Source organism: Shewanella zhuhaiensis, assembly GCF_022484835.1.
In the GTDB taxonomy this organism is placed as follows: domain Bacteria; phylum Pseudomonadota; class Gammaproteobacteria; order Enterobacterales; family Shewanellaceae; genus Shewanella; species Shewanella khirikhana.
On record NZ_JAKUDL010000002.1, the window covers coordinates 1 to 22,577 of the forward strand.

16 protein-coding genes are annotated in these 22,577 nt (G+C 56.0%); 10 read left to right on the forward strand and 6 right to left on the reverse strand.

Going from position 1 to position 22,577, the window contains the following annotated elements; translation table 11 throughout:
* On the forward strand, window positions 1-294 hold a 294-nt coding region (locus MJ923_RS05560), incomplete at its 5' end, for an OmpA family protein (RefSeq protein ID WP_240590253.1).
* 169 nt (window positions 295-463) lie between these two features.
* Here the strand turns inward: MJ923_RS05560 and MJ923_RS05565 are convergent.
* Complete coding sequence (locus tag MJ923_RS05565) at window positions 464-1,321, reverse strand: GGDEF domain-containing protein (protein WP_240590254.1); 858 nt, start codon at window positions 1,319-1,321, stop codon at window positions 464-466.
* A 142-nt stretch (window positions 1,322-1,463) separates the two neighbouring features.
* On the opposite strand from MJ923_RS05565, the gene tadA reads away from it, so the two are divergent.
* Window positions 1,464-1,943 carry a tRNA adenosine(34) deaminase TadA gene (tadA, locus tag MJ923_RS05570; protein ID WP_240590255.1) on the forward strand — a complete coding sequence of 160 codons (480 nt, stop codon included), beginning with the start codon at window positions 1,464-1,466 and terminating at the stop codon, window positions 1,941-1,943.
* A gap of 63 nt (window positions 1,944-2,006) precedes the next feature.
* Here tadA and MJ923_RS20780 read toward each other — a convergent pair whose 3' ends face one another.
* Both MJ923_RS20780 and mltF read right to left on the reverse strand, forming a co-directional pair.
* Window positions 2,007-2,135, reverse strand: coding sequence for a hypothetical protein (locus tag MJ923_RS20780; protein WP_276313006.1), 129 nt, complete (start codon window positions 2,133-2,135; stop codon window positions 2,007-2,009).
* Between the two features lie 215 nt (window positions 2,136-2,350).
* Window positions 2,351-3,784: a membrane-bound lytic murein transglycosylase MltF gene (mltF, locus tag MJ923_RS05575; protein WP_240590256.1), complete on the reverse strand. Its 1,434-nt coding sequence runs from the start codon at window positions 3,782-3,784 to the stop codon at window positions 2,351-2,353.
* A 236-nt stretch (window positions 3,785-4,020) separates the two neighbouring features.
* Between mltF and purL the strand changes: the two genes are divergently transcribed.
* The 5 genes from purL to MJ923_RS05600 all read left to right on the forward strand — a co-directional run bounded on the left by purL (window position 4,021) and on the right by MJ923_RS05600 (window position 12,214).
* Window positions 4,021-7,902: a phosphoribosylformylglycinamidine synthase gene (purL, locus tag MJ923_RS05580; protein WP_240590862.1), complete on the forward strand. Its 3,882-nt coding sequence runs from the start codon at window positions 4,021-4,023 to the stop codon at window positions 7,900-7,902.
* A 1,119-nt stretch (window positions 7,903-9,021) separates the two neighbouring features.
* Window positions 9,022-10,578 (forward strand): cytochrome ubiquinol oxidase subunit I, encoded by a 1,557-nt coding sequence (locus tag MJ923_RS05585; RefSeq protein WP_240590257.1) that lies wholly within the window; start codon window positions 9,022-9,024, stop codon window positions 10,576-10,578.
* A gap of 15 nt (window positions 10,579-10,593) precedes the next feature.
* The gene (gene cydB, locus MJ923_RS05590) at window positions 10,594-11,733 is read left to right on the forward strand and encodes a cytochrome d ubiquinol oxidase subunit II (RefSeq protein WP_240590258.1); all 1,140 of its coding nucleotides are present in this window, start codon (window positions 10,594-10,596) and stop codon (window positions 11,731-11,733) included.
* 12 nt (window positions 11,734-11,745) lie between these two features.
* A complete protein-coding gene (cydX, locus tag MJ923_RS05595; protein ID WP_011760460.1) occupies window positions 11,746-11,859 on the forward strand; it encodes a cytochrome bd-I oxidase subunit CydX in 114 nt (37 codons plus the stop codon).
* A gap of 94 nt (window positions 11,860-11,953) precedes the next feature.
* Window positions 11,954-12,214: a TfoX/Sxy family protein gene (locus MJ923_RS05600; RefSeq protein ID WP_240590259.1), complete on the forward strand. Its 261-nt coding sequence runs from the start codon at window positions 11,954-11,956 to the stop codon at window positions 12,212-12,214.
* A gap of 81 nt (window positions 12,215-12,295) precedes the next feature.
* Here the strand turns inward: MJ923_RS05600 and MJ923_RS05605 are convergent, their stop codons facing one another.
* Complete coding sequence (locus MJ923_RS05605; RefSeq protein ID WP_240590260.1) at window positions 12,296-14,296, reverse strand: methyl-accepting chemotaxis protein; 2,001 nt, start codon at window positions 14,294-14,296, stop codon at window positions 12,296-12,298.
* A 200-nt stretch (window positions 14,297-14,496) separates the two neighbouring features.
* Here MJ923_RS05605 and MJ923_RS05610 point away from each other — a divergent pair, with 200 nt between their 5' ends.
* Both MJ923_RS05610 and MJ923_RS05615 read left to right on the forward strand, forming a co-directional pair.
* Window positions 14,497-17,187: a TonB-dependent receptor gene (locus tag MJ923_RS05610; RefSeq protein ID WP_240590261.1), complete on the forward strand. Its 2,691-nt coding sequence runs from the start codon at window positions 14,497-14,499 to the stop codon at window positions 17,185-17,187.
* A gap of 155 nt (window positions 17,188-17,342) precedes the next feature.
* A complete protein-coding gene (locus tag MJ923_RS05615; RefSeq protein WP_240590262.1) occupies window positions 17,343-17,588 on the forward strand; it encodes an HP1242/YdcH family protein in 246 nt (81 codons plus the stop codon).
* Here the strand turns inward: MJ923_RS05615 and MJ923_RS05620 are convergent.
* Complete coding sequence (locus tag MJ923_RS05620; RefSeq protein WP_240590263.1) at window positions 17,576-20,644, reverse strand: efflux RND transporter permease subunit; 3,069 nt, start codon at window positions 20,642-20,644, stop codon at window positions 17,576-17,578. The two genes, MJ923_RS05615 and MJ923_RS05620, sit on opposite strands and share 13 nt — an antisense overlap.
* A gap of 3 nt (window positions 20,645-20,647) precedes the next feature.
* A complete protein-coding gene (locus tag MJ923_RS05625; RefSeq protein WP_240590264.1) occupies window positions 20,648-21,760 on the reverse strand; it encodes an efflux RND transporter periplasmic adaptor subunit in 1,113 nt (370 codons plus the stop codon).
* A gap of 157 nt (window positions 21,761-21,917) precedes the next feature.
* Here MJ923_RS05625 and MJ923_RS05630 point away from each other — a divergent pair, with 157 nt between their 5' ends.
* Entirely contained in the window at window positions 21,918-22,538 is a 621-nt protein-coding gene (locus MJ923_RS05630; RefSeq protein ID WP_240590265.1) for a TetR/AcrR family transcriptional regulator, read from the forward strand.
* Window positions 22,539-22,577 lie beyond the last annotated feature (39 nt).

The window sequence follows — 22,577 nt, forward strand, 5'->3', positions numbered from 1 at the left end:
CCCAACACCGCCGTGACCATTGAAGGTCACTGCAGCCGCACCGGTGGTTACGACTACAACATGGACCTGTCCCAGCGCCGCGCCAACGCGGTCACCGAAGTACTGGTGCAGCAATACGGTATCGAACCCGGCCGTCTCAAGGCTATCGGCTTTGGTTACAACAACCCGGTTGACCCGAGTCATACCGCCGAAGCCCATGATAAAAACCGCCGGGTTATCGCTGAAATCACAGGTGACGACACTACTGCCGACATGAAGTGGAACATATATACTGTTGATAAAGAAATTAAATAACTAATAAATTACATCATTAAGAGATCACATCGCTGACGAACAGCCGATTTGACCTCATGTGCAAACGCCCGCGCTAAGCCCGGGCGTTTTTTATTGGTGACAGTGTAGAATAAAGCTGCAGGACTGGGGTGGCGCCTTGACGAGGGTATCTGCCGTTTAGCGCACAGGCTCAGGCGCACAGCACCTGATTGCGGCCCGCTTCCTTGGCGCGGTACAGGGCTTCATCGGCAGCCTTAATCGCCTTCTCCAATCCGCCCTGCATCTGGCTGACTGCAGCAAGCCCTGCGCTGATGGTTACCCTGATACTCTGGCCGGCAAAATTAAAGTGGCTCGCTTCAATCAAAGCGCGCAGCGCCTCGATACGCAGGCTCGCTTCTTTAAGCTCTGTGTCCCGAAGTTCCAGCAAAAACTCTTCACCGCCCCAGCGGAAAAACTGATCGCTTTGACGGATTTGGCTGCTGATGAGTTTGGCAAGCTCCACCAGGACAAAGTCACCGGCGGCATGGCCCAGGGTGTCATTGATTTGCTTAAAGTGGTCCACATCCATTAATACAAACACCGAATTGCCTGCGCTGGCCGGCGGCACCAGCGCCCGGCGATTGAGGGCACCGGTTAAGGGATCGGTACCGGCAAGCTTTTGCAGCAGTTGGTTTTGCTGATGCTGATGTTTCAGTAGTTTGAGCAGACCAAAGCCCGACAGTAATAAGCCCGCAGACTGCATCACATCCTCCACCGGATGAAAGGGGGCAATACTCAGCACTTCATCGAGCCAGTCGAGCAGGGCGCCAAGGTACGACAGTGCCGTGCCACAAAGGAGCAGCAGATACAGCCGCCCCAGATGGGATGTCAGCCTGGCTTGAAACATCAGCACCAGCCAGAAGATGACCGGAATGGTTTCCATAATAAATTCGGCGTACTGGGGCGTGTCCTGTGCTTCTTCACGGTAAAGCAGCAGCCCTGCCAGCACAATGCCCAGCAGGGTAATAACGGGGGGTAGCAAGCTTGTGGCAGACGACTTCGGCGGCATAGCGAAAACCTTGTCCGATGCTTGCCCTGAGTGTAGTTCGCAAGGGGGATTTTGCCAGCGGGTGCCGGCGCCAGTTATACTTGCGCCAGAAGTCACAGTGGAAGTTCTCGCCTTGCAACAATCTGAGCAAGATATCCTTTTTATGTCGATGGCCCTGGAGGCCGCCAAAGAAGCCGAGCAGCGCGGTGAAGTGCCCGTGGGCGCGGTGCTGGTAAAAGACGGTGAAGTCATCGCCCGGGGCTTTAACCACAATATTGGCCTTAACGATCCCAGTGCCCACGCCGAAATGCTGTGCCTGCGCGAAGCGGGCAGGGCGCTTGGCAATTACCGGCTGCTCGATACCACCTTATATGTGACTCTGGAGCCCTGCGCCATGTGTGCCGGCGTGATGGTTCACAGTCGCATCAGCCGTCTGGTGTTTGGTGCCCGGGATGAGAAAACCGGCGCGGCAGGTACCGTGGTTAATCTGGTGCAACACCCCGCATTTAACCATCAAATAGAGGTGACCGCTGGCGTGCTGGCCGACGAGTGCAGCGGGATGCTGAGCAGCTTTTTTCGCCGTCGCCGCAAGGAGCAAAAAGCACTGAAACAGGCTACTCGCACTGAGCAGCCTGAGTCTTGATTTAAGGTGGGAGAGCCGGGCGATAAAGGAGAGACTGTCGCCCCTAAGTCTGGTGAGACCGGTTTAGTCTTCCGGTTGGATTAAGCTGAAGAAGAGTTTCTGTCGACGCAGCAAGCGGCTATGACGGAACTTAATCAGTGTACGGCGCCGTGCTGCCGCATGGGTGTGGTTGTTATTCGCTTTTCTTTTCATGTAAGGCCCCTTTTAACGCATTGGTCCTTAACGGCCAATTTCTTTTTCTTCCAAGCACATTAGCAGTGGTATCAGCCCCTTGCAAGAGCGCCAAAGCATGGTTTGCGCGTCGCTGATGCTTTTATCATCGGCAGTAAACCGGCTTTGTGCGCGTCTTTGGTTGCGGGGCTGTTTTGCCATGTTCACAGCCGATATTAGCGCCTTTGGATGACAGATTATTTGGGCGCCTGTGTATCTTCTGTGACTACCGACGTGGAGGCGGTTTCTTCCGGCAACACGGCATCGGGTGCGGGATCTTCCAGCGGTTTATTCTGGTTATCGACCCACACCAGGGTGTCGTAGTAGCGGCGGATGGAGTCGACGTAATGCACCGCCTCGCTGCCACGGGCGTAGCCATAACGGGTCTTTGAGTAGAACTTGCGCTTTTGCAGCAGCGGCAGCACTTGTTTTACATCGCGCCAGGCACTGGGGTTGAGCCCCTGGGCCTCGGCCAAACGACGGGCATCTTCCAGGTGGCCAAGACCAATGTTATAGGCGGCCAGCGCAAACCACATCCGCTGGTTTTCAGGGATGGAGTCCGGCAGGCGGCCAATCAAATCTCGCAAATACTGGGCGCCGCCTTTGATACTCTGACGTGGGTCGAGGCGGTTGGTGACCCCAAGGGAGCTGGCGGTGGCGTTGGTCAGCATCATCATGCCGCGCACTCCGGTGGGTGAGCGGGCATTGGGGTTCCAGTGGGACTCCTGATAGCTGGCGGCAGCAAGCTTTCGCCAATCCAGATCGCCGGCGTATTCTTCAAACAAAGGCCGGTAGCGCGGCAGCTTGGCGTCAATGGCGCGGATAAAGGCGCGGGTATCGACATAATCGAAGCGTTTTACGTGGCCAAAATACTTTTCATTGAGATGGGCCAGGGTGCCTGAACGCTTCTCCAGATGCCAGAATGCCAGCAATTGGCTCATCAGTTCATCGCTGTTTTTGGCGGCGAGCAGCCAGACCACAGGCACCTTTTCTTCCAGCACCAGGCCGGAGCGCAGCTCAGGCATATAGCGGCGGTTAATATCCAGAGTGGTGGAGTGCGCCAGAGTAAAAGGCAGCTCGCCCGCATCAATCAGGGCGATAAGCTCGTCGTTGTCCTTTTCGCTGGTCTGCTCCCAGCTCAGGCTCGGGCTGGTTTGCTGCAGTTTTGTCAGGGTTTCCACAAAGGCGGAGTCGGCCACTACAGTGAGCCTGCCACTGAGCTGCTCAATGGACTCCGGTGGCCGGGTGCCCTGCTTATATACCACCACCTGATTGATGCGATACAGAGGCGGCCCCATACGGAAGCGGTTGCGGCGGTTGGGAGTCTCGGTCAGACCGGCGGCAATAATGTCGATATCACCCCTTGATAGGGCATCATAGAGTTCGCTGCGGCTGTTATAGGGCTGCATTTCCAGCGGCTTGCCAAGGTAGTCGGCAAAACGCTGCGCCAATTCATAATCGAAGCCCGACAGGCCCTGACCCGTGCTCATATACACCTGAGCGCCATAGAGGGTGCCGACTCTGAGGGTAGGGGATGGGGTGGAAGGCTGGTTTTCAGCCACGTCGACCACTGGCGGCTGACAGGCGGTCAGCACCAGCAAGGCGGCGAGCAATATCCAGACTCTTCTCATAATAATCAACGCATTAAACCCATTATTAGCAACATCAGCGACCAAAAGCGGCGCTATTCTACCCTAATTCTTCTGAGCCTTGGCTGAACAGCAGGTTAATCCTTGTCAATCTCGGCTTGTTATATCACAGGAAACTCTGTTTTGAGTATGCGAGGCAGGTGATTTACGGGGCGTATTTCCCTATAATAGCGCCACCTCTGACCCTGTAATTATAAAAAGTAAGGTGAATTGACGTGATGGAGATCATCCGTGGAGCTCCTGCACTCTCGGCGTTTAGAGTGCAAAAGCTGATGGAAGCCTGTGAAAATGCAGCACTTCCTGTACGCCAAATCTATGCTGAATTTATTCATTTGGCGGATTTGAATGAGGCACTCGACGCAACTGAGCAAGAGCGACTCGCCAAAATCCTGACCTACGGTCCCGCCATCGAGCCCCATGCCCCCACAGGAAGCCTCCTGTTTGTCACTCCCCGCCCCGGCACCATCTCTCCCTGGTCCTCCAAAGCTACCGACATTGCACACAACTGCGGCCTTGAAAAAATCAAGCGTCTGGAGCGTGGTGTTGCTTATTATGTTGAATCGGATGCCCTGAGCGATGCCCAGCACAAAGAGCTCAAAGCCCTGATCCACGACCGCATGGTGGAAGTGGTACTGGCGAGCTTTGACGATGCGGCGGTGCTTTTTACCCACACCGAGCCCAAGCCTTTTACCAGCGTCAACATCCTCGGCGAAGGCCGCGCTGCGCTGGAGTTGGCCAACCGCAACATGGGTCTGGCACTGGCGGAAGATGAAATCGACTATCTGGTCGAAAACTTCACCCGTCTGGGTCGTAACCCCAACGACATCGAGCTGATGATGTTTGCCCAGGCAAACTCTGAGCACTGTCGTCACAAGATTTTCAACGCCGATTGGACCATCGACGGCGCCGAGCAGCCAAAGTCGCTGTTCAAGATGATCAAAAACACCTTCGAAACCACCCCGGACAACGTGCTGTCTGCCTATAAGGATAACGCCGCCGTGATGGTGGGTACCGAGGCTGGCCGCTTCTTCCCGGATGCCGACGGTGTGTACAACTACCATCAGGAGCCTGTGCATATCCTGATGAAGGTGGAAACCCACAACCACCCAACCGCTATCAGCCCGTACCCTGGTGCTGCCACGGGTTCCGGTGGTGAAATCCGTGACGAAGGCGCTACTGGCCGCGGCGCCAAGCCAAAGGCGGGTTTGACCGGTTTCAGCGTATCCAACCTGAAAATCCCGGGCTTTGTGCAGCCTTGGGAAGGCAACTACGGCAAGCCAGACCGCATTGTAACGGCACTGGACATCATGACCGAAGGCCCACTGGGCGGCGCTGCCTTTAACAACGAGTTTGGCCGTCCGGCGCTTTTGGGTTACTTCCGTACCTACGAGCAGGAAGTAGCAAGCCACAACGGCGTTGAGGTGCGTGGTTACCACAAACCGATTATGCTGGCCGGTGGTATCGGTAACATCCGCGAAGATCATGTGCAGAAAGGTGAAATCACCGTTGGCGCCAAGCTGGTTGTGCTGGGTGGCCCTGCGATGAACATTGGCCTTGGCGGCGGCGCGGCTTCTTCTATGGCCTCGGGCCAGTCCAGTGAAGATCTGGACTTTGCTTCTGTACAGCGCGACAACCCTGAGATGGAGCGTCGCTGTCAGGAAGTGATTGACCGCTGCTGGCAGATGGGCGACAACAACCCCATCCAATTTATCCACGACGTGGGTGCCGGTGGTCTGTCCAACGCCCTGCCTGAGCTGGTAAACGATGGCGACCGCGGTGGCCGTTTCGAGCTGCGCAAGGTGCTGTGTGACGAGCGCGGCATGAGCCCGCTGGAAATCTGGTGTAACGAGTCTCAGGAGCGCTATGTGCTGTCTGTGGCTGCTGAAGATATCGACACCTTCGCCGCCATCTGTGAGCGTGAGCGTGCGCCATTTGCCGTAGTGGGCGAAGCCACTGCTGAGCCGCACTTAAGCCTCAATGACGAGCACTTTGGCAATACCCCAATCGATCTGCCGCTGGAAGTGCTTTTGGGCAAGCCGCCCAAGATGAGCCGCCAGGTTGAAAGCAAAAAGGCGGTAAGCCCTGCGCTGGATCAGAGCAAGATTGCCGTTGGTGAAGCCGTGAAGCGCGTATTGTCGCTGCCAACCGTGGCCGACAAGACCTTCCTTATCACCATTGGTGACCGTACTGTGACCGGCCTTGTGGCCCGCGACCAGCTGGTTGGCCCCTGGCAGGTGCCTGTGGCTGACTGCGCCGTAACCGCCGCCACCTTCGACACCTACGCCGGTGAAGCCATGTCCATGGGCGAGCGCACGCCGCTGGCACTGCTGGACTTTGGTGCTTCTGCCCGTATGGCGGTGGCCGAGTCCATTATGAACATCGCCGGTGCCGATATTGGCTCGTTCAAGCGCATTAAACTGTCTGCCAACTGGATGGCCGCTGCCGGTCACCCGGGTGAAGACGCAGGTCTCTATGAAGCGGTAAAAGCCGTGGGCGAAGAGCTGTGCCCTGAGCTTGAACTCACCATCCCTGTGGGTAAGGACTCCATGTCCATGAAGACCGCTTGGGAAGTGAACGGCGAGAAGAAAGCCGTGACCGCGCCTATGAGCCTTATCATTTCCGCCTTCGGTGCGGTGAATGATGTGCGTAACACTGTGACCCCAGAGCTGCGCTCAGACAAGGGTGACACCAGCATCCTCTTTATCGACCTTGCCAATGGTCAAAACCGCCTCGGTGGTTCGTGCCTGGCGCAGGTGTTTGGTGAGCTGGGTGATGTGGCCCCGGATCTGGATAACGCCGCCAGTCTGCGCGGTTTCTTCGAGACCATGCAGAAGCTCGTTGCCGCCAAGCAGGTGATGGCTTACCACGATAAGAGCGACGGTGGTCTGTTCACCACGCTGGTGGAGATGGCCTTTGCCGGTAACACAGGTCTGGATATTAATTTGGCCGGGATCAACGGCTCTGACCTTGAGCGTCTCTTCAACGAAGAGCTCGGCGGTGTTATTCAGGTAAGTAAAGCCGATGAAGCTGCTGTACGCAGCGCCTTCGAAGCCGCCGGTCTTGCCGTACACGCCGTTGCCAAGCTGAACACTGATGGTCAGGTGCGTATCCACGATGGCGAGCGTCTGGTGTTTGCAGATAGCCGCGTAGCCCTGCGCACTCTGTGGTCTGAGACCACCTACCGCATGCAGGCGCTGCGTGATAACCCTGAGTGTGCCCGCCAGGAGTTTGAGCTTAAGCAGCAAGCTGACGAGCCGGGTCTGACCGTGAAACTGGGCTTCGACCCAAGCGAAGACGTGGCTGCGCCTTATATCCTCAAGGGCGCCGCGCCCAAGATGGCTATTCTGCGCGAGCAGGGTGTTAACTCCCATGTGGAGATGGCAGCTGCGTTCGACCGCGCAGGGTTTGAGAGCCGTGACGTACACATGTCCGATATTCTCTCTGGCCGCATCAGCCTCGAAGAGTTCCAGGGCCTGGTAGCCTGTGGTGGCTTCTCTTACGGTGACGTGCTGGGCGCCGGTGAAGGCTGGGCCAAGTCCATCCTCTTTAACCAGCGTGCCCGCGACGAGTTCAGCCGCTTCTTCGAGCGAGACAGCAGCTTTGCCCTCGGTGTGTGTAACGGCTGTCAGATGATGTCGAACCTTAAAGACATCATCCCAGGTGCCGAGCACTGGCCACGTTTCGTGCGTAACCGCTCTGAGCGCTTTGAAGCCCGCTTCAGCCTGGTGGAAGTGCAGTCGAGCCCATCGCTGTTCTTCTCGGGTATGGAAGGCTCACGTATGCCAATCGCCGTGTCACACGGTGAAGGTTTTGCTGAGTTCGCCAACGCCGAAGCACTGGCCCGCGCCGAAGCTACAGGTACTGTGGCGCTGCGTTATGTGAATGGTCATGGCGAAATCGCCACTCAGTACCCGCAGAACCCCAATGGCTCGCCAAACGGCCTGACCGGTATCACTACTTTGGATGGTCGCGTTACCATAATGATGCCGCACCCAGAGCGGGTATTCCGCACTGTGGCCAACTCCTGGCACCCAGACAACTGGGGCGAGGACAGCCCATGGATGCGTATGTTCCGTAACGCCCGGGTGAAACTGGGTTAAGCGGCAGTGATAGTCAGGTTGCAAGCCTGAGTACAAAAAAGGAGCGATGAGAATCGCTCCTTTTTTTATTGATGTAACACAATGAAATATTGACGTTAATTCAGTTGTATCCAGTTGCAATTACCCCGAGTTTGGCTTTCAGCCCTTTGGCGGAGTAACTGCCTCCAAATGGGTATAACCGTACGACAGATAAAAAAATGCCCCGGACCTGTCGGTCTGGGGCCGTTTTGCGCTAACAAAACATCAATCACTTCAAGGGAATTGCTTACAGCGTCAATTACAGTGGCTTGGCGGTGTAGAGTTCAACAAACACGCGCTTGTAGGCCTTGATGACACGGTCAAAAAAGTTTTTCATGGGACATCTCCACAGTCAGGTTCAAGGGTGCGGAGTGGGCCCCGCCGCACGTCTGGTGGGGGCCGTCTCCTTAACTTGGGCATATAGTAGCCAGTTCAATTCAGCTTCTCAAACGAGTTAAATTTGTCATTTCAATTAGAAAAACTTATCAATTAACGGCGGCATTATTTGTTTTGTCTACTTAACCGTATGATATTAAACTTTAAATAATTAAAGCTTTGTGATTTTGTCTAATTTCAGTTTATCTGTAAAAGTTGCCTATCTGTATTTTTGTGGCTTTGTTGCTTTATTTTTAAGTTACGGCCTGAAAATAGCTGTTTTCACCCTGGTTGGAGGCTTGCCTATTCCATGGCGGTTGGGGTGTCAATCACGGCGCGAGCCAAAGTGTGTCCTACTTGGCAATTCCGGTTGAAAGCGGCGAGTTTGATTGATTTGTATCAATTCCAGGTGGTATAAATTTCCTGCCAAATTCCTGTTGATTGTCAGTGTAATTAGCTGATTGCAAAAAATTTTAGGGGGTTTGACACCCGCTGGCGCAGGGTGGCCGTCACAAACTGCTGTGAAAGCGTGATCCGGATCGACAATCCCGGGGTTGCAGCAAGCAAGGGCAGGGGCGATGTGCCTGAACGTCAAAAAAGCGCCTTGGTTTTAACAAACCGAGCAAAGGCGAAAAAAACTAAATTTTAACTATCCTACAAAGGTTGCCTCCCTCGTCGATGGGGATCGGATGAAGGTGGCAGGACGCACCAAGTAAGGAGTCACTGATGATTGTTGAAGAGGTTGTTGAGCTATCGCGCCTGCAGTTTGCACTAACGGCCATGTATCACTTCCTGTTTGTTCCCTTAACCCTGGGCATGGCCTTCCTGCTGGCTATCATGGAATCGCTTTACGTGATGACCAACAAGCAGATCTATAAGGACATGACCAAGTTCTGGGGTAAGCTGTTCGGGATTAACTTTGCCCTTGGCGTGACCACGGGTCTGGCCATGGAATTCCAGTTTGGTACCAACTGGTCTTACTATTCTCACTATGTAGGCGACATTTTTGGTGCGCCGCTCGCCATTGAAGGCTTGATGGCCTTCTTCCTCGAATCCACCTTCGTGGGTATGTTCTTCTTCGGTTGGGACAGATTCTCCAAGCGTCAGCACCTGGCTGTGACCTGGCTGATGGCGCTGGGTACCAATATGTCTGCACTGTGGATTTTGGTGGCTAACGGCTGGATGCAAAACCCTGTGGGCTCTGTGTTCAACTACGAAACCATGCGCATGGAAATGACCAGCTTTGCCGAAGTGGTCTTTAACCCGGTTGCCCAGGTGAAGTTTGTACACACAGTGGCTTCTGGCTATGTGGCCGGCGCCATGTTTGTACTGGCTATCAGTGCTTACTACATCCTGAAGAAGCGTGACCTGCCATTTGCCCGTCGCTCCTTTGCGATTGCCGCAAGCTTTGGTATGGCCTCTATCCTGTCGGTTATCGTGCTTGGCGACGAGTCAGGCTACAAGGTAGGTGAGGTGCAGCGTGTGAAACTGGCTGCCGTTGAGGCCGAGTGGCACACTGAGCCTGCTCCAGCTTCCTTTACCGTGGTTGGCTTCCCTAATCAGGAAACCATGCACACCGATGGCGCCATCAAAATTCCTTATGTGATGGGCATTATTGCCACCCGCTCTATCGATGAAGAAGTTACTGGTCTTCGCGATCTGGTGGATGAGCACGAAGTGCGCATTCGTAACGGTATGAAGGCTTACGCTATGCTCGAAGAGCTGCGCGCCGGTAACAAGGATCCTGAGCTTAAGGCTGCGTTTGAAGAAGCCAAGGTTGACCTGGGTTATGGTCTGTTGCTTAAGCCTTACACCGACAAGGTGGTGGATGCTACTGAAGAGCAAATCAAGGCCGCTGCCAAGGATTCTATCCCGAATGTGGCGCCGCTGTTCTGGTCGTTCCGCGTAATGGTGGGGCTGGGCGTGATCATGCTGTTTGTGTTTGCTGCTGCCTTCTGGCAAAGCACCCGTCACAAGATTGAAGAGAAGAAGTGGGTTCTCAAGGCCGCACTCTACAGCCTGCCACTGCCGTGGATTGCCATCGAGTGTGGTTGGTTTGTGGCCGAGTATGGTCGTCAGCCATGGACCATCTCCGAAGTACTGCCAACCTATATGTCGGCGTCCAGCCTTACTGTTTCCGACCTTTGGTTCAGTATCGCCTCTATCACGCTGTTCTATTCAGTACTCTTGGTTATCGAGCTTTTCCTGATGTTCAAGTACGCCCGGATTGGTCCAAGCAGCCTGAAAACCGGCCGCTACCATTTCGAGAAACAGGAAGCCTAAGGGAAGGAGTCGACTATGTTTGATTACGAAATCTTGCGTTTTATCTGGTGGGCCCTGGTCGGCGTGCTCTTTATCGGCTTTGCTGTGACCGATGGCTTTGATATGGGTGTAGGTGCCTTGCTGCCGATTATCGGCAAAGATGACACCGACCGCCGGGTGATGATTAACACTGTTGCCCCGCACTGGGATGGCAACCAGGTATGGCTTATCACCGCCGGTGGCGCGCTGTTTGCTGCCTGGCCTATGGTGTACGCCGTGTCTTTCTCTGGCTTCTATGTGGCCATGGTGATTGTGCTGCTGGCGCTGTTCCTGCGTCCGGTGGGCTTTGACTATCGCTCCAAGATTGAAGCGCCGCAATGGCGTAAGTCATGGGACTGGGCACTGTTCGTGGGCTCCTTTGTGCCACCGCTTATTATCGGCGTGGCCTTCGGTAACCTGCTGCAGGGTGTACCGTTCAACTTTGACGAGTTCCTGCGTGCCAAGTACCACGGTGGTCTGTTTGGCCTGCTCAATCCATTCGGTCTGCTGGCTGGCCTTATCAGCGTAAGCATGTTTATGATGCAGGGCGCAACCTGGCTGCAAATGAAGACCGAAGGTGAGCTGCGTGTACGTGCCACCAATGCCGCTCAGCTGTTCGCGCTGCTGCTGGTTGTGCTGTTCGCCGCCGCCGGTTTCTGGGTTGCCAACGGTATCGACGGTTACGTGATCACCTCAGGGCTTGATACCCATGCGGCCTCCAACCCAGTGGGTAAAACCGTTGAGCTGGTGACCGGCGCCTGGATGTCGAACTACCAGACTTACCCCATCACCATGGCTTTCCCGGTGCTGGGTCTGGCAATGCCGCTGCTGGTTATCCTGTTCAGCCGTATGAATCGCAGTGGTTTTGCGTTCCTGTTCAGCTCGCTTGCGGTTGCCGGTGTTATCCTCACCTGCGGTGCAGCCATGTTCCCGTTCGTGATGCCATCATCGCTGGAGCCAAACGTGAGCCTGACCATGTGGGATGCCACTGCCAGTGAAATGACCCTGACAGTGATGACCTGGGCTGCCATCATCTTTGTACCGATTGTGCTCTCGTACACTATCTGGACTTACTACAAGATGTATGGTCGTCTGAGCCGTCAGTTCATCGACAACAACAAGCATTCACTGTACTGATAAGGAGTCGCTATGTGGTATTTCACCTGGATTCTGGGCGTACTCTTGGCCTGTTCCTTCGGGATTATCAACGCCCTGTGGCTTGAAAACACCGAAAACATGGACCGCAAGTCAGACGACGAATAAGCGCCCGTTATCTCACAAACCCCGCCCTGTGCGGGGTTTGTTTTTTCTGGCTAAGGGCTATCCTGTCGTTTCAGTTCCCATCGGTATTTTCGCTATGACCGCCATAAAAGATGCCGCCAACCTTGGCCCAAAGTCCGCCCTCTGGCTGGCACAGATTGGTATTACAGAGCTTGAGCAAGTGGCTGCTATCGGCAGTATCCAAGTGATGCTGCGTCTTAAGCGCGCCGGTATGCCGGTGAGCCTGAACCTGCTTTATGCCCTGGAAGGTGCCCTTGAAGGGCGGCACTGGCAGGAGATTAAGCGTGAACGCAAGGCTGAGTTCGTTGTCATGTGGGATGCGGCACTGAGTCAGTAAAGCCTATGACAGACCAGGGGCTGATGTGCCCGCAATATGAAAAAAGCCGCCCCAGGGCGGCTTTGGTGCAGCTGGGCCTGACTAGGTTCTGAACACCTCGACCTGCTTTTTCAGCTCCAGCGCCAGACTGCCAAGCTTATCGGCACTGATCACGGTTTCGCTGGCACGGGTTTCACCTTCACGGGCAAGGTCGCTTATCAGGTGCAGGTTATGGGTGATGTCCTCGGCCACAGTGCTTTGCTGATGGGTGGCGCTGGCGATGCTTGCCGACACTGTAGCCATATCGCCGATGCGGCGGGTGATGCCCTCGAGTTCCTGGCCTGTGGTGGTGCCCTGGCTGGCACAGGATTGCCCCAGTTGATGGGCTTCATCCATTTGGCTCGCGGTGGCGCGCACCTTGTGTTGCAGATTACTGATGGTCTGGCCGATTTCGGCAATGGAAGCCTGGGTGCGGCTTGCCAGTGTACGCACTTCATCGGCGACCACAGCAAAGCCCCGGCCCTGCTCACCGGCACGGGCCGCTTCGATGGCGGCGTTCAGCGCCAGCAGATTGGTCTGCTCGGCAATATTGTTTATCACCTCGGTGACCTTGCTGATGGCTTCACTTTCCCGCGCCACTTCTTCCACGGCTACGTGGCTGCTTGCCAGCCGCTCGCTGAGGGTGCCTAAATCGGCCACCATGCCATTGAGCATCCGCTGGCCATCCCGTGCCGCCTCATCCACGCGCTGGCTCTGATTGGCGCCTTCGCTGGCATGCTCAGCAACGTCGCGAATAGAGGTGGACATTTCCTCGATGGCGGTGGCTATCTGGTCGGTCTGCAGCATCAGGGCGGCGGCTTCTTCGCCATTTTGATGGGCGATATGGCGCGACTCCTCGGCCATGGTGCCCAGGGTCAACACCGATGACTTAAGGGATTCAATCAGCGCTTTTAGGTTTGCCGCCATGGTGGCAACACTGTTGCGGATATGCTGCACCTCGTTTTGGGTGTGCTCGGCACTGGTTTGCCAGCGCTGATCCAGCTCACCACGGCCCAGCCCTTCGAGTTGCTGTTTAAGCTCGGTAAGGGGCCGCAATGCCCGCACCAGCACCCAGGACAGGCACAGGGTAATCACCAGAATGCCGACAGTTGAGAGTAGGGCATTGATTTTCAAAAGGCTGATGCTTTCTTCATGCAGTTCAGCAGTTGGTACTGTGGCCAGCAGACGCCATTGCCAGCCGGGCACTTCCCGAAGGATTAGGTAGCGCGACTTGCCCTTATCGTCGGTGAAGGCCAGGCCTTCTGATGACGTGGGCAGTTCAGCTGGTGACAGGCCATCAAGCAGGGCACTGCTCAGGGGGCTGCCGACCTCGGCGCCGCTGGCAAAAATCAGCTCATCTTTGCGGTTTACCAGCATAAAGTGGCCGGTGGTTTCCACCTTGAGGCGGGCAACCGCGGCGCGCAGTTCCTTGAGGGAGTCGGTGATATCAAAGCCGATATAGAGCACCGCCACCACGTCGCCATTGGTATCGCGCAGAGCACGGTAGATGGTCATGTAGTCGCGGCCAAACAGGTTGGCATAGCCTTCGTAGCTGCCGCCGGACATCAGCACCTGATAGGCGGGGTGGCCTTTGCCAAGATAGGTGCCCAGAGCCCGGCTGCCGTCGGCTTTTTTTAATGAGGTGGAGATCCGCAGGAAGTCGTCGCCATCGCGCACAAACACGGTGGCAGTGCCGCCGGTGAGATTGGCGTAGCGGTCAACCTTACTCTTGGTGGCATTGATTTGCTCTTTTTCGTGCATCAGCACCGGTGTGTCCTGGCCCAGCACTTTGACGGTTCGGCCCGGTTTATGGAAGTTGCCCGGGTACATTTCCCGCAGTACGTCTGCGTTACGGCGGGCGAGGGCAGCGAGACTCTGATACTGCAATGCCAGCATATCGGTGACCGCATCAGACTTGGCCGACATGGCGGTCATGCCCTTGGTTTGCAGCGCACTGGAGGCGCTTTGATAGGCGATAAAACCCATCAAACTGAACACCAAAAATGTCAGCGCAGTCGCAAGAACCCCTATCTGTTTCGCCAGAGGCCATTCTTTATAGTTCATTATTTTTCCTTAAGTTCTTGTAAGGTCGGCCCAATTTACCCCAGCTCCAGTTGCGAAAAATTGACCAGCGTCCAACTCTGCCCACTCTCTCATTAACCAAGATAAAACATATTGTATACAAAATAATGTATGTGATATAAAAGTTGCGCTTTTTGTATCCGGCTTGCCGGAGATAACAACAACGACTAGGGAGAGAAAACGTGAAACACAGCAAACTGGCACTGAGTCTGGCGCTGATTTTGGGGGCGCCAACCTTTATCGCGGCCGCAGAAGAGGCTCTGGATGAGAACAAGGTGGAGCGTATTGCCGTCACCGGCTCCAACCTCAAGCGCATCGATATGGAGGGTGCTACCCCCATTACCACCATTACCGCAGAAGAGCTGGCCAAATCCGGTTTTGCCACTGTGGGTGATGCCCTCAGAAGCTCAAACCTGAACGCCTTTGGTTCCTGGGGCGGCGGCTCGAACAACGGCTGGGGCTCACAGGCCACGGTACAGCTGAAGGGCGCCTCGGCGTTTCACACCCTGACCTTGCTCGATGGCAAGCGGATGGCCAAGTCACCTGTGATGGATGGCGGCGCCGCCAACATCAACACCATTCCCATGGCGGCGGTGGAGCGCATTGAAATTCTGACCGACGGCGCCTCAGCCATCTATGGCACCGACGCCATTGCCGGGGTAGTGAACATTATTCTCAAGAAAGATTTTGAAGGTATTCAGTTGGATGGCCGCATTGACCGTCCTTCTCAGAATGGCGGCGAATCATCAAACCTGTCTTTTACCGGCGGCCTGAGCTCAGACAAGGGCCATCTGGTGTTCACTTTTGAACACTATGAAGTCGACCCCATCATGCAGACCGACCGTTGGTACACCCAGCCGTTCCTCAAAGAAGGCGGTAACCCCAATGACTATCAGGACTGGGTGAACATCAGCCCAACCGGCCGTACTTTGACTCAGGGCGGTGCTGGTGGTTGGGTTTACTCTGCGCCCTTTGCCAATGCCGACCGAAGCTGCGCCGATGTATACGGTGACAAGTTTATGGGGGTGCTGGATGATTCAGACTACCCAGGCGACACCCTGTGTGCTTACGATTACACCAAGGCTGCGGCCACCAGTGTTGATGCGCGTCGTGACAACACCATGCTGCATTACACCTATGAGCTGAGTTCTGAAATTCAACTGACTGCCCGCGCTTACTGGGCCGCCAACGAAACCCTGGATATTTCGGCGCCCGTGCCTTCGTGGATCTCTATTCCCAATGGTCTGCCAGCTTACACCACTGCCGATGGGCTGCAGCTGGTGGAACTGGTTGCCGATCCCGATGCCGGTATGAACTTCCGTTTCGATACCGCCGGTGACCGCATCGCCGAGCACCACGACAACATCTATGACTACATGCTGGCACTCAATGGTAACCACGATGCGCTGGCTTGGGATCTGACCGTTAATTACAATAAGTACTCCAACTTTACCTGGGGTACCGGCTATCAGCTCAAGGGCGGCACCACAGATCTGGTGGGTAGCTGGGATACTGCCAGCAACAAGTTTGTGGGCTGGGATCCCCGCGACCCCAACTCAGAAATGCCAGGTGGCGCCACTGCCAACTACGATAAACGCATGACAGCAACCTACCTGGATATTTCCGGTGGCGTGTCTATGGACTTGTTCGAGCTGCCGGGCGGTCTGTCGGCCATGTATGTAGGCGGTGCCTACCGTGAAGAAAGCCTGGACTCCAAGGTGGATGCACTGGCCGAGGCCGGTCAAATCATTGGTGGTAACGGCGGTAGCGGCGGTCAGGGCGAGCGTGATGTTAAAGCGCTCTATGCCGAACTGGTTCTGCCGCTGCTCGACAGTGTGGAGCTGAACCTGGCCGGTCGTTATGACGATTACTCTGACTTCGGCGGCACCTTCAACCCGCAGGTTTCCTTGCGCTACAAGCCAATCGATGCGCTGCTGCTGCGTACCTCCTGGGGCACGGGCTTCCGCGCACCGACCCTGTCGGATCTGTATCAGGGCACCTCTGAAGGCTTTGGCAATATCACCAATTACCTGAACTGTTACAGCAATGGCGAGGACATCGATTCCTGCAGTCGCCGTGACTATGCGCCAACCCGCACCGGTGGTAACCCAGACCTGGAAGCCGAAGAGTCAGAATCTCTGAACTTTGGTCTGGTGTGGAATATCACCGACGATATCAGCTTCTCTGCCGATTACTGGGAGCTGGAAACCACCAACCTGATTGAAGAGCTGTCTGCCAGTGAAATCGTCCGCACCCAGGCCAAGCTGTGGGAAGCGGCTGACGCTCTGGGTGTGCCACGCCCCGATGTGTCTATGGTGTACGCCGGTACCTCTATTTCCCAGAAGGGCAATGGTCGTATCGACTATGTTAACAGCCAGAAGCTGAACCTGGGTCTGTCTGAGCGTGCGGGTCTGGATATCAAGGCTGATGCCCGCTTCGATACCGAACTCGGTGAGTTCAAGCTGGGTCTGGGCTGGTCACACTACTTTAAGTACAAGTCTACCTATGCTGATGCCGGGGTACAGGTGTTGGGTGACGACCTGGCTGGCCGTGAAGGTGTGCCGGAAGACAGACTCAATCTGACCGTCGACTATACCTATGGCGACCACGCCGTGAACTACTACGGTAACTTTGTTGGCAGCCAGCAAAGCTGGGACTATATCGATGGCAGCGAAGATCTGTTTGAGCTCGACAGCCTGTGGACTCATAACCTGAGCTATACCTACAACCTGCCGTGGAATAACAGCGTCTCTGTGGGTGTGACCAACCTGACCGATGAAGATCCTGTGTTCGCCTATGACGGTACTTACAACGGTAACCTGTACGACATCCGTGGCCGTACCTACTGGGCATCCTTCCGTCAGTCGTTCTGATTGCACTGAAGGCTGAACTTTGTGACAGGGCGCCCTCGGGCGCCTTTTTCATTTGCGCAACCCGGTGGCCGGTATTATGTTGAATAGGTTGTACAAAAAGCGGGCAATCCATTGGGGGCTGCCTTCTTATCCATTCAAGTCTCACGGAGGTTAACATGCTGGGAGAAAACCACCTGCTTTCCAACGAGTTTCCGCAGTACAGCGATCTTATCCAAAGCCTCAAGGCCAATGACAGCGACTTCAATGCCAAGGCCAGACGCTATCATGAACTGGACCATAAGATCCGCGGATTGGAGGTCAACAAGGTGCCCACCACGGACGAACATTTTTCAGCGCTGAAAATCGAACGCGCTGAGCTCAAAGACCATATCTACCACGCACTCAAAGCTCACGCCGGTTGATGACATCCCTGAGGCTGCGGCATTTTTTGCATCAGCAGCCGATACATCACAGGCACCCACAACAGCGACAACATGGTCGTTAATGCTGTGCCCCCCGCAATCGCCACCGCGAAGGGGGGCCAAAACCCACCCCCTGCAATAATCAGCGGTAAAAAGCCGCCCACAGTGGTAATGGTGGTGGAGGTGATATGGCGGGTACAGCTCGCCACTGTTTTCACCAGCGTCTCCAGGCTCATTTCGCGTTTCTCGGGCACATCTTCAAGTTCGGCCAGGATCACAATGGCGGCGTTGATGGCAAGGCCCATCAAACCAAGCAAACCTATGATGACCGTAAATCCAAAAGGATAATCAAAGAGATATACCGCAAGCAGCCCAAGGCCTGCCGATTGTGCGGCGCTCAGCAATATGATGCCTGTGAGGCGGAATGAGTTGAAGCTCAGCACCACAGTGGCCAGCAGCAGTGTCATCACCAATGCCACCGACGACAGCAGATTACCCACAGCCTCGTTGCGCTTGGCGCTCTCGCCGCCCACTTCAATGTGATAGCCGGGGGGCAATGGCAGGGCGTCCACCTCTTGCTGCACTTCCCTCAGAACCTTGGCCGGCAGCACCCCGGTTTGGATATAGGCCTCGACAGTGTTCACCCGCTGGCCGTTACGTCTTGGGATGGCGCCGCGGCTGACGCTGATTTGCGCCTCAGACAGGGCTGAGAGCGGAATGCCGCGCCCGGACTGGGACACAAGCTCAATGGCGCCCAGACGGCCTTGCTGTTCACGCATGCTGTCATCCAGACGCACCCGTACCGGCAGCGACTCGGTCTGCTCGAGGATACTGCCGCCGCTGCGACCTGTGGTGGCCATTTGCACCTGATTGGCAATATCACTCAGTGACAGGCCGCTCATCATGGAGGCGTCTTCATCCACCGCCAGTTTTACCTTAGGCGCACCCGGACTTAAGGTGGCGCGGGTATGGATAACATCGCTGTGGCGCACCAGAATCGAGCGTACCTCGTCACCCAGGCGTTTAAGCTCCTCAAGGGAGGGGCCATAAATCAGCAGTTCGACCGGGGCGTTGAAGGGCGGCCCCTGTTCGAGTTTGCGCACCAGCACCTGGGCTTCGGGGAAGTCCAAATCCAGTTTGCGCTGTAGCCGGGGGATAAGCTCGTTGGCTGTTTCGAAATCCTTTACCTTCACCATCGCCTGGGCGTAGTTGGCTGCCCCTTGCTGGCGCTGGGTAATGTTGTAGTAAAACGAGGGGATATTGCCACCCACCACCCAGTCGATGCGCTCTATACCATCGGTTTGCTCAAGCAGCCTGTCCATGGCGGCTACGGTGGCCTGACTGCGCTCAAGACTGACCTGTGACGCCATATACACTTCGATTTGAAACATGTCCCTATCCGAAGGCGGAAAGAACTGTTCGGTCATCCGGCCGGCGGCCATAAAGCCGAGCAGCGGCAGCAGACCAATCAGCAGCGCACTTCTGATGGGGGCCCGCAGCAGTTTACTGAGCAATGCCTCGTAGGCGGCCGCAAGTCGTGGCATTCGCACCCCGTGGGCGCGCCAGTCGTGGCCTTCGGTGGCCGGACTGAAACGTCCGGCAAGCCCGGCTATCAGGGTGTGGGAAATAAGGTATGAGCCCACCAGGGCAAACATCACCGAAATCGCGATACCGCCAACAAACTCACCGGCCGCGCCCGGCATCAGCACTATCGGGGCGAAGGCAAGTATGGTGGTAAGGGTGGAGCCTGCCAGGGGCAACCACAGGTGTTTCAGGGTGTTGGAGACGGCTTCGAGGCGGCTTTGGCCCGCCTGTCGGCGCTGGGAAATCGCATCCACAATCACGATGGCGTTATCCACCATGATCCCGAGCGCCACCACCAGTCCGGTCACCGACATCTGATGGATTGGCAACCCTACTGCGCGCATACAGGCCAGGGTGAACAGGGCCGTCAACGGCAGCGACAGCGCCACTACCAATGCGTTGCGGGTGCCCAGGGTCAGCATCAGCACCAGCAGGATCAGCACAAAACCCTGCAACAGGTTAATGGCCAGTTCGCCAAGACGGCTGCTGGTATAGCTTTCCTGCTCGAACAGCCATTGCACCTCAATATTGCCGGGCATTCCGGATTCAAGCTCGGCTACTGTGGTACGCACCTGTGCCAGCCACTTATCGACCCGGGTGTTGTTGAGCATACGGGCGCTCACCATCAGCCCCCGTTCACCGGCAAGCAGCGCCACACTGTCAGGGGGCGTTTTGTATTGGCGGGAGACATTGGCCACATCGCCAAGGCGAATAATCTGCCCGGAGCCATCGATTTTCAGCGGCACCTGACGGATTCGGGTTTGCGAATCAAGCTCGCCTGACACCTCTACCAACGCCCGAAAATGGGCGTTGTGGATTTCACCGGCGGAGATTTTACTGTCCGCGGCGGCAAGAATACGGGCGATGGCGCCGGGGGTTAGGTCCAGCTGATTGATTTTATTGCCATCAAGTTCAACCAGAATTTCCTCTGTCGGCGCACCGTACAGGCGGGCAAAGTCGGTGCCCGGCAACAGCCGCAAGCGGCTTTGCAGCTCCTTGGCGTAACGGCCGAGGATATCGACCCTGGGCTCGCCACCACCGCGCCAGGCCAGTCCCAAAATAACGGTATTGGCGTAACCAATCTGGTCATCCAGGGTGGGGGATATGACCCCATCCGGCAGCGACTGGCGCGCATCATTCATCAGATCCCGGGCGCGGGACCAGACGGGGTCGGTCAGGTCGATTTCATCTTTCAGCTCCAACTGGATAACTGAAATGCCCGGCCGCGAAGTGGACTGGATAAGCTTGAGCTCCTCAAGGCGGCGCAGCTGATTTTCCAGCACTTCAGTAACCAGCGCCTCAACCCGCTCGGCGGAAGCGCCCGGGTAGTGGGTGATAACCGACGCGTATCTGTTGGTGATATGGGGGTCTTCCATACGGGGCAGGGCCGACAGCGCTCCGAGACCAGCAACCATCAGCAGGGCGATAAAAAGCGCCGCCAGACGGCCGTTTTCAACAAATGCCTTGACCATGGCTTACCTCGTCGCGACCTGAGTGGAAGGGCGAACCTGTTCACCGACCACGAGTTTATGCAGCCCTTGGGTGACAATCTGGTCGCCCTCGGCGAGCGCCCCGGTGAGGAAGGCCCTGTCTTTGTCGGTGTAGAGGATCTCCACATCGCGCCGCTCTATCACAAACTCGCCCTGACCTCGTTCGACCACCACATAGAGGTTCCAAAGGCCACGCAGGCCGTCGGTAAGCGCAGACACAGGCACCCAGAAGCCGGGTTTATCCACTTTCTGGCGATGGCTTAGGTAAATAATTTCGCCGTTCAGCACCTGGCTGTTGGCTGGCATGGAGAGGCGAATTTCCACGGTGCGGGTCACCGGATTGATGGCAGGACTGATGCCTTCAATCTGCGCTCTGAGGTGACGGCTGCCGGTGCGAAGCTCCACCCACTGGCCTTGACTCAGGCTACGGGCAACGTCCGCCGGCACCCCAACATGGCCCTGGGGCGCACTGTTTTCTACCAGAGTGAACACCGGCTGCCCCAGTGGAACCACTTCGCCGAGGTTAAAGCTGCGCTGACTGATGCTGCCATCGAAGGGCGCCAGCAGCCGCGATTTTTCCTGCTTGAGACTGTTGGCATAAAGGCTGGCATTGAGGCGCTCGCGCGCACCTTCGAGACTGCCAAGTTTGCCTTGTAATTCATCCAGTTGCTGCACCGAGGCATAGCCTTGTTTTTTCAGCTCCTGACTGCGCTTTAAGGTCGAGCGGGCCAGATTGAGATCGGCACTGTTTTGCGCCAGTGCCGCTTCCAGTTCGCGCTGCTCGGCAACCAGCAAACTGGTGTCCAGGGTGGCAAGCAGCTGGCCCTTGCTGACCTGATTGCCGCTGTCGGCCAGCAGGCTGCTGAGTTTACCGGCAAGCTCAAAACCTACCCCTGTGGTGTTGGCTGCCCGCACTGTGCCGCTGAATTCCAGTTGGCGGCTGTAGCCCTGGCTTTGGCTTAAGGACTCAGTGATGACGGTAGGCAGGTGCTTGCTGTCGAGCGGGACGGCGTCCTTGTCCTGACAGGCGCCAATCAAGCCCAGCCCCAAAAGGAGCGGCAAGGCCTTAATCCATGGTTGGCGATTCACTCTGTTCATTGCAGTGTCCTGGCTGTAGGTTAAAAAGTGGTTAAACTGGACTGTCTAGTCTATTTTGGTAAAACTGGACTGTCTAGTCTATTTTATGCTTAAATTAAGCGAATTTTTTGACAGGCTGCCGGCGATTGCGGTGGCCGGAACCTATGGATAATGTCCCATGATATCCAGCCAAACCGTTAGTCTCAGCCGCAGTGAGCAAAAACGTGCCGCCATCCTTGAAGCGGCCATCAGCCTTTTTTGCGGCCAAGGCTTTCCCAATACCAGTATGGACGAGGTGGCTAAAAAGGCCGGTGTCTCCAAGCAGACCGTCTATTCTCATTTTGGTAACAAAGACGAGCTGTTTGTGGCGTCCATCGAGTCCAAATGCGTGATGCACGATATCACTCCGGACATGCTGGCAGATGTGGTGCATCCCGAGCGGGTGCTGACGCAGTTTGCTGCCCGCTTTGGTGCCATGATTGTCAGTGAAGAAGCGCTGACGGTGTACCGTGCCTGTGTGTCTCAGGCCGACACCCACCCTGAAGTGTCAAAGCTGTACTTTGCCGGTGGCCCGAGTGTGATGCTGGCGCTGCTGAGTGACTACTTCCGCCGGGTCGAGGCCGAGGGCAAATACCGCTTTGGCGATACCCGCCATGCCGCCATTCGTTTGTGTCTGATGTTGTTTGGTGAGCGTCGGCTCAGGCTTGAGCTGGGCATGCCGATTGAAGACAGCGACGAAGAACGCAGCCGCTATCTCGACGAGACCATCAGCATGTTTTTGCGTGCGGCAAGGGAATGATCCAAACCGCCTGATGCTACGTATTGGCGGGAAAATTCA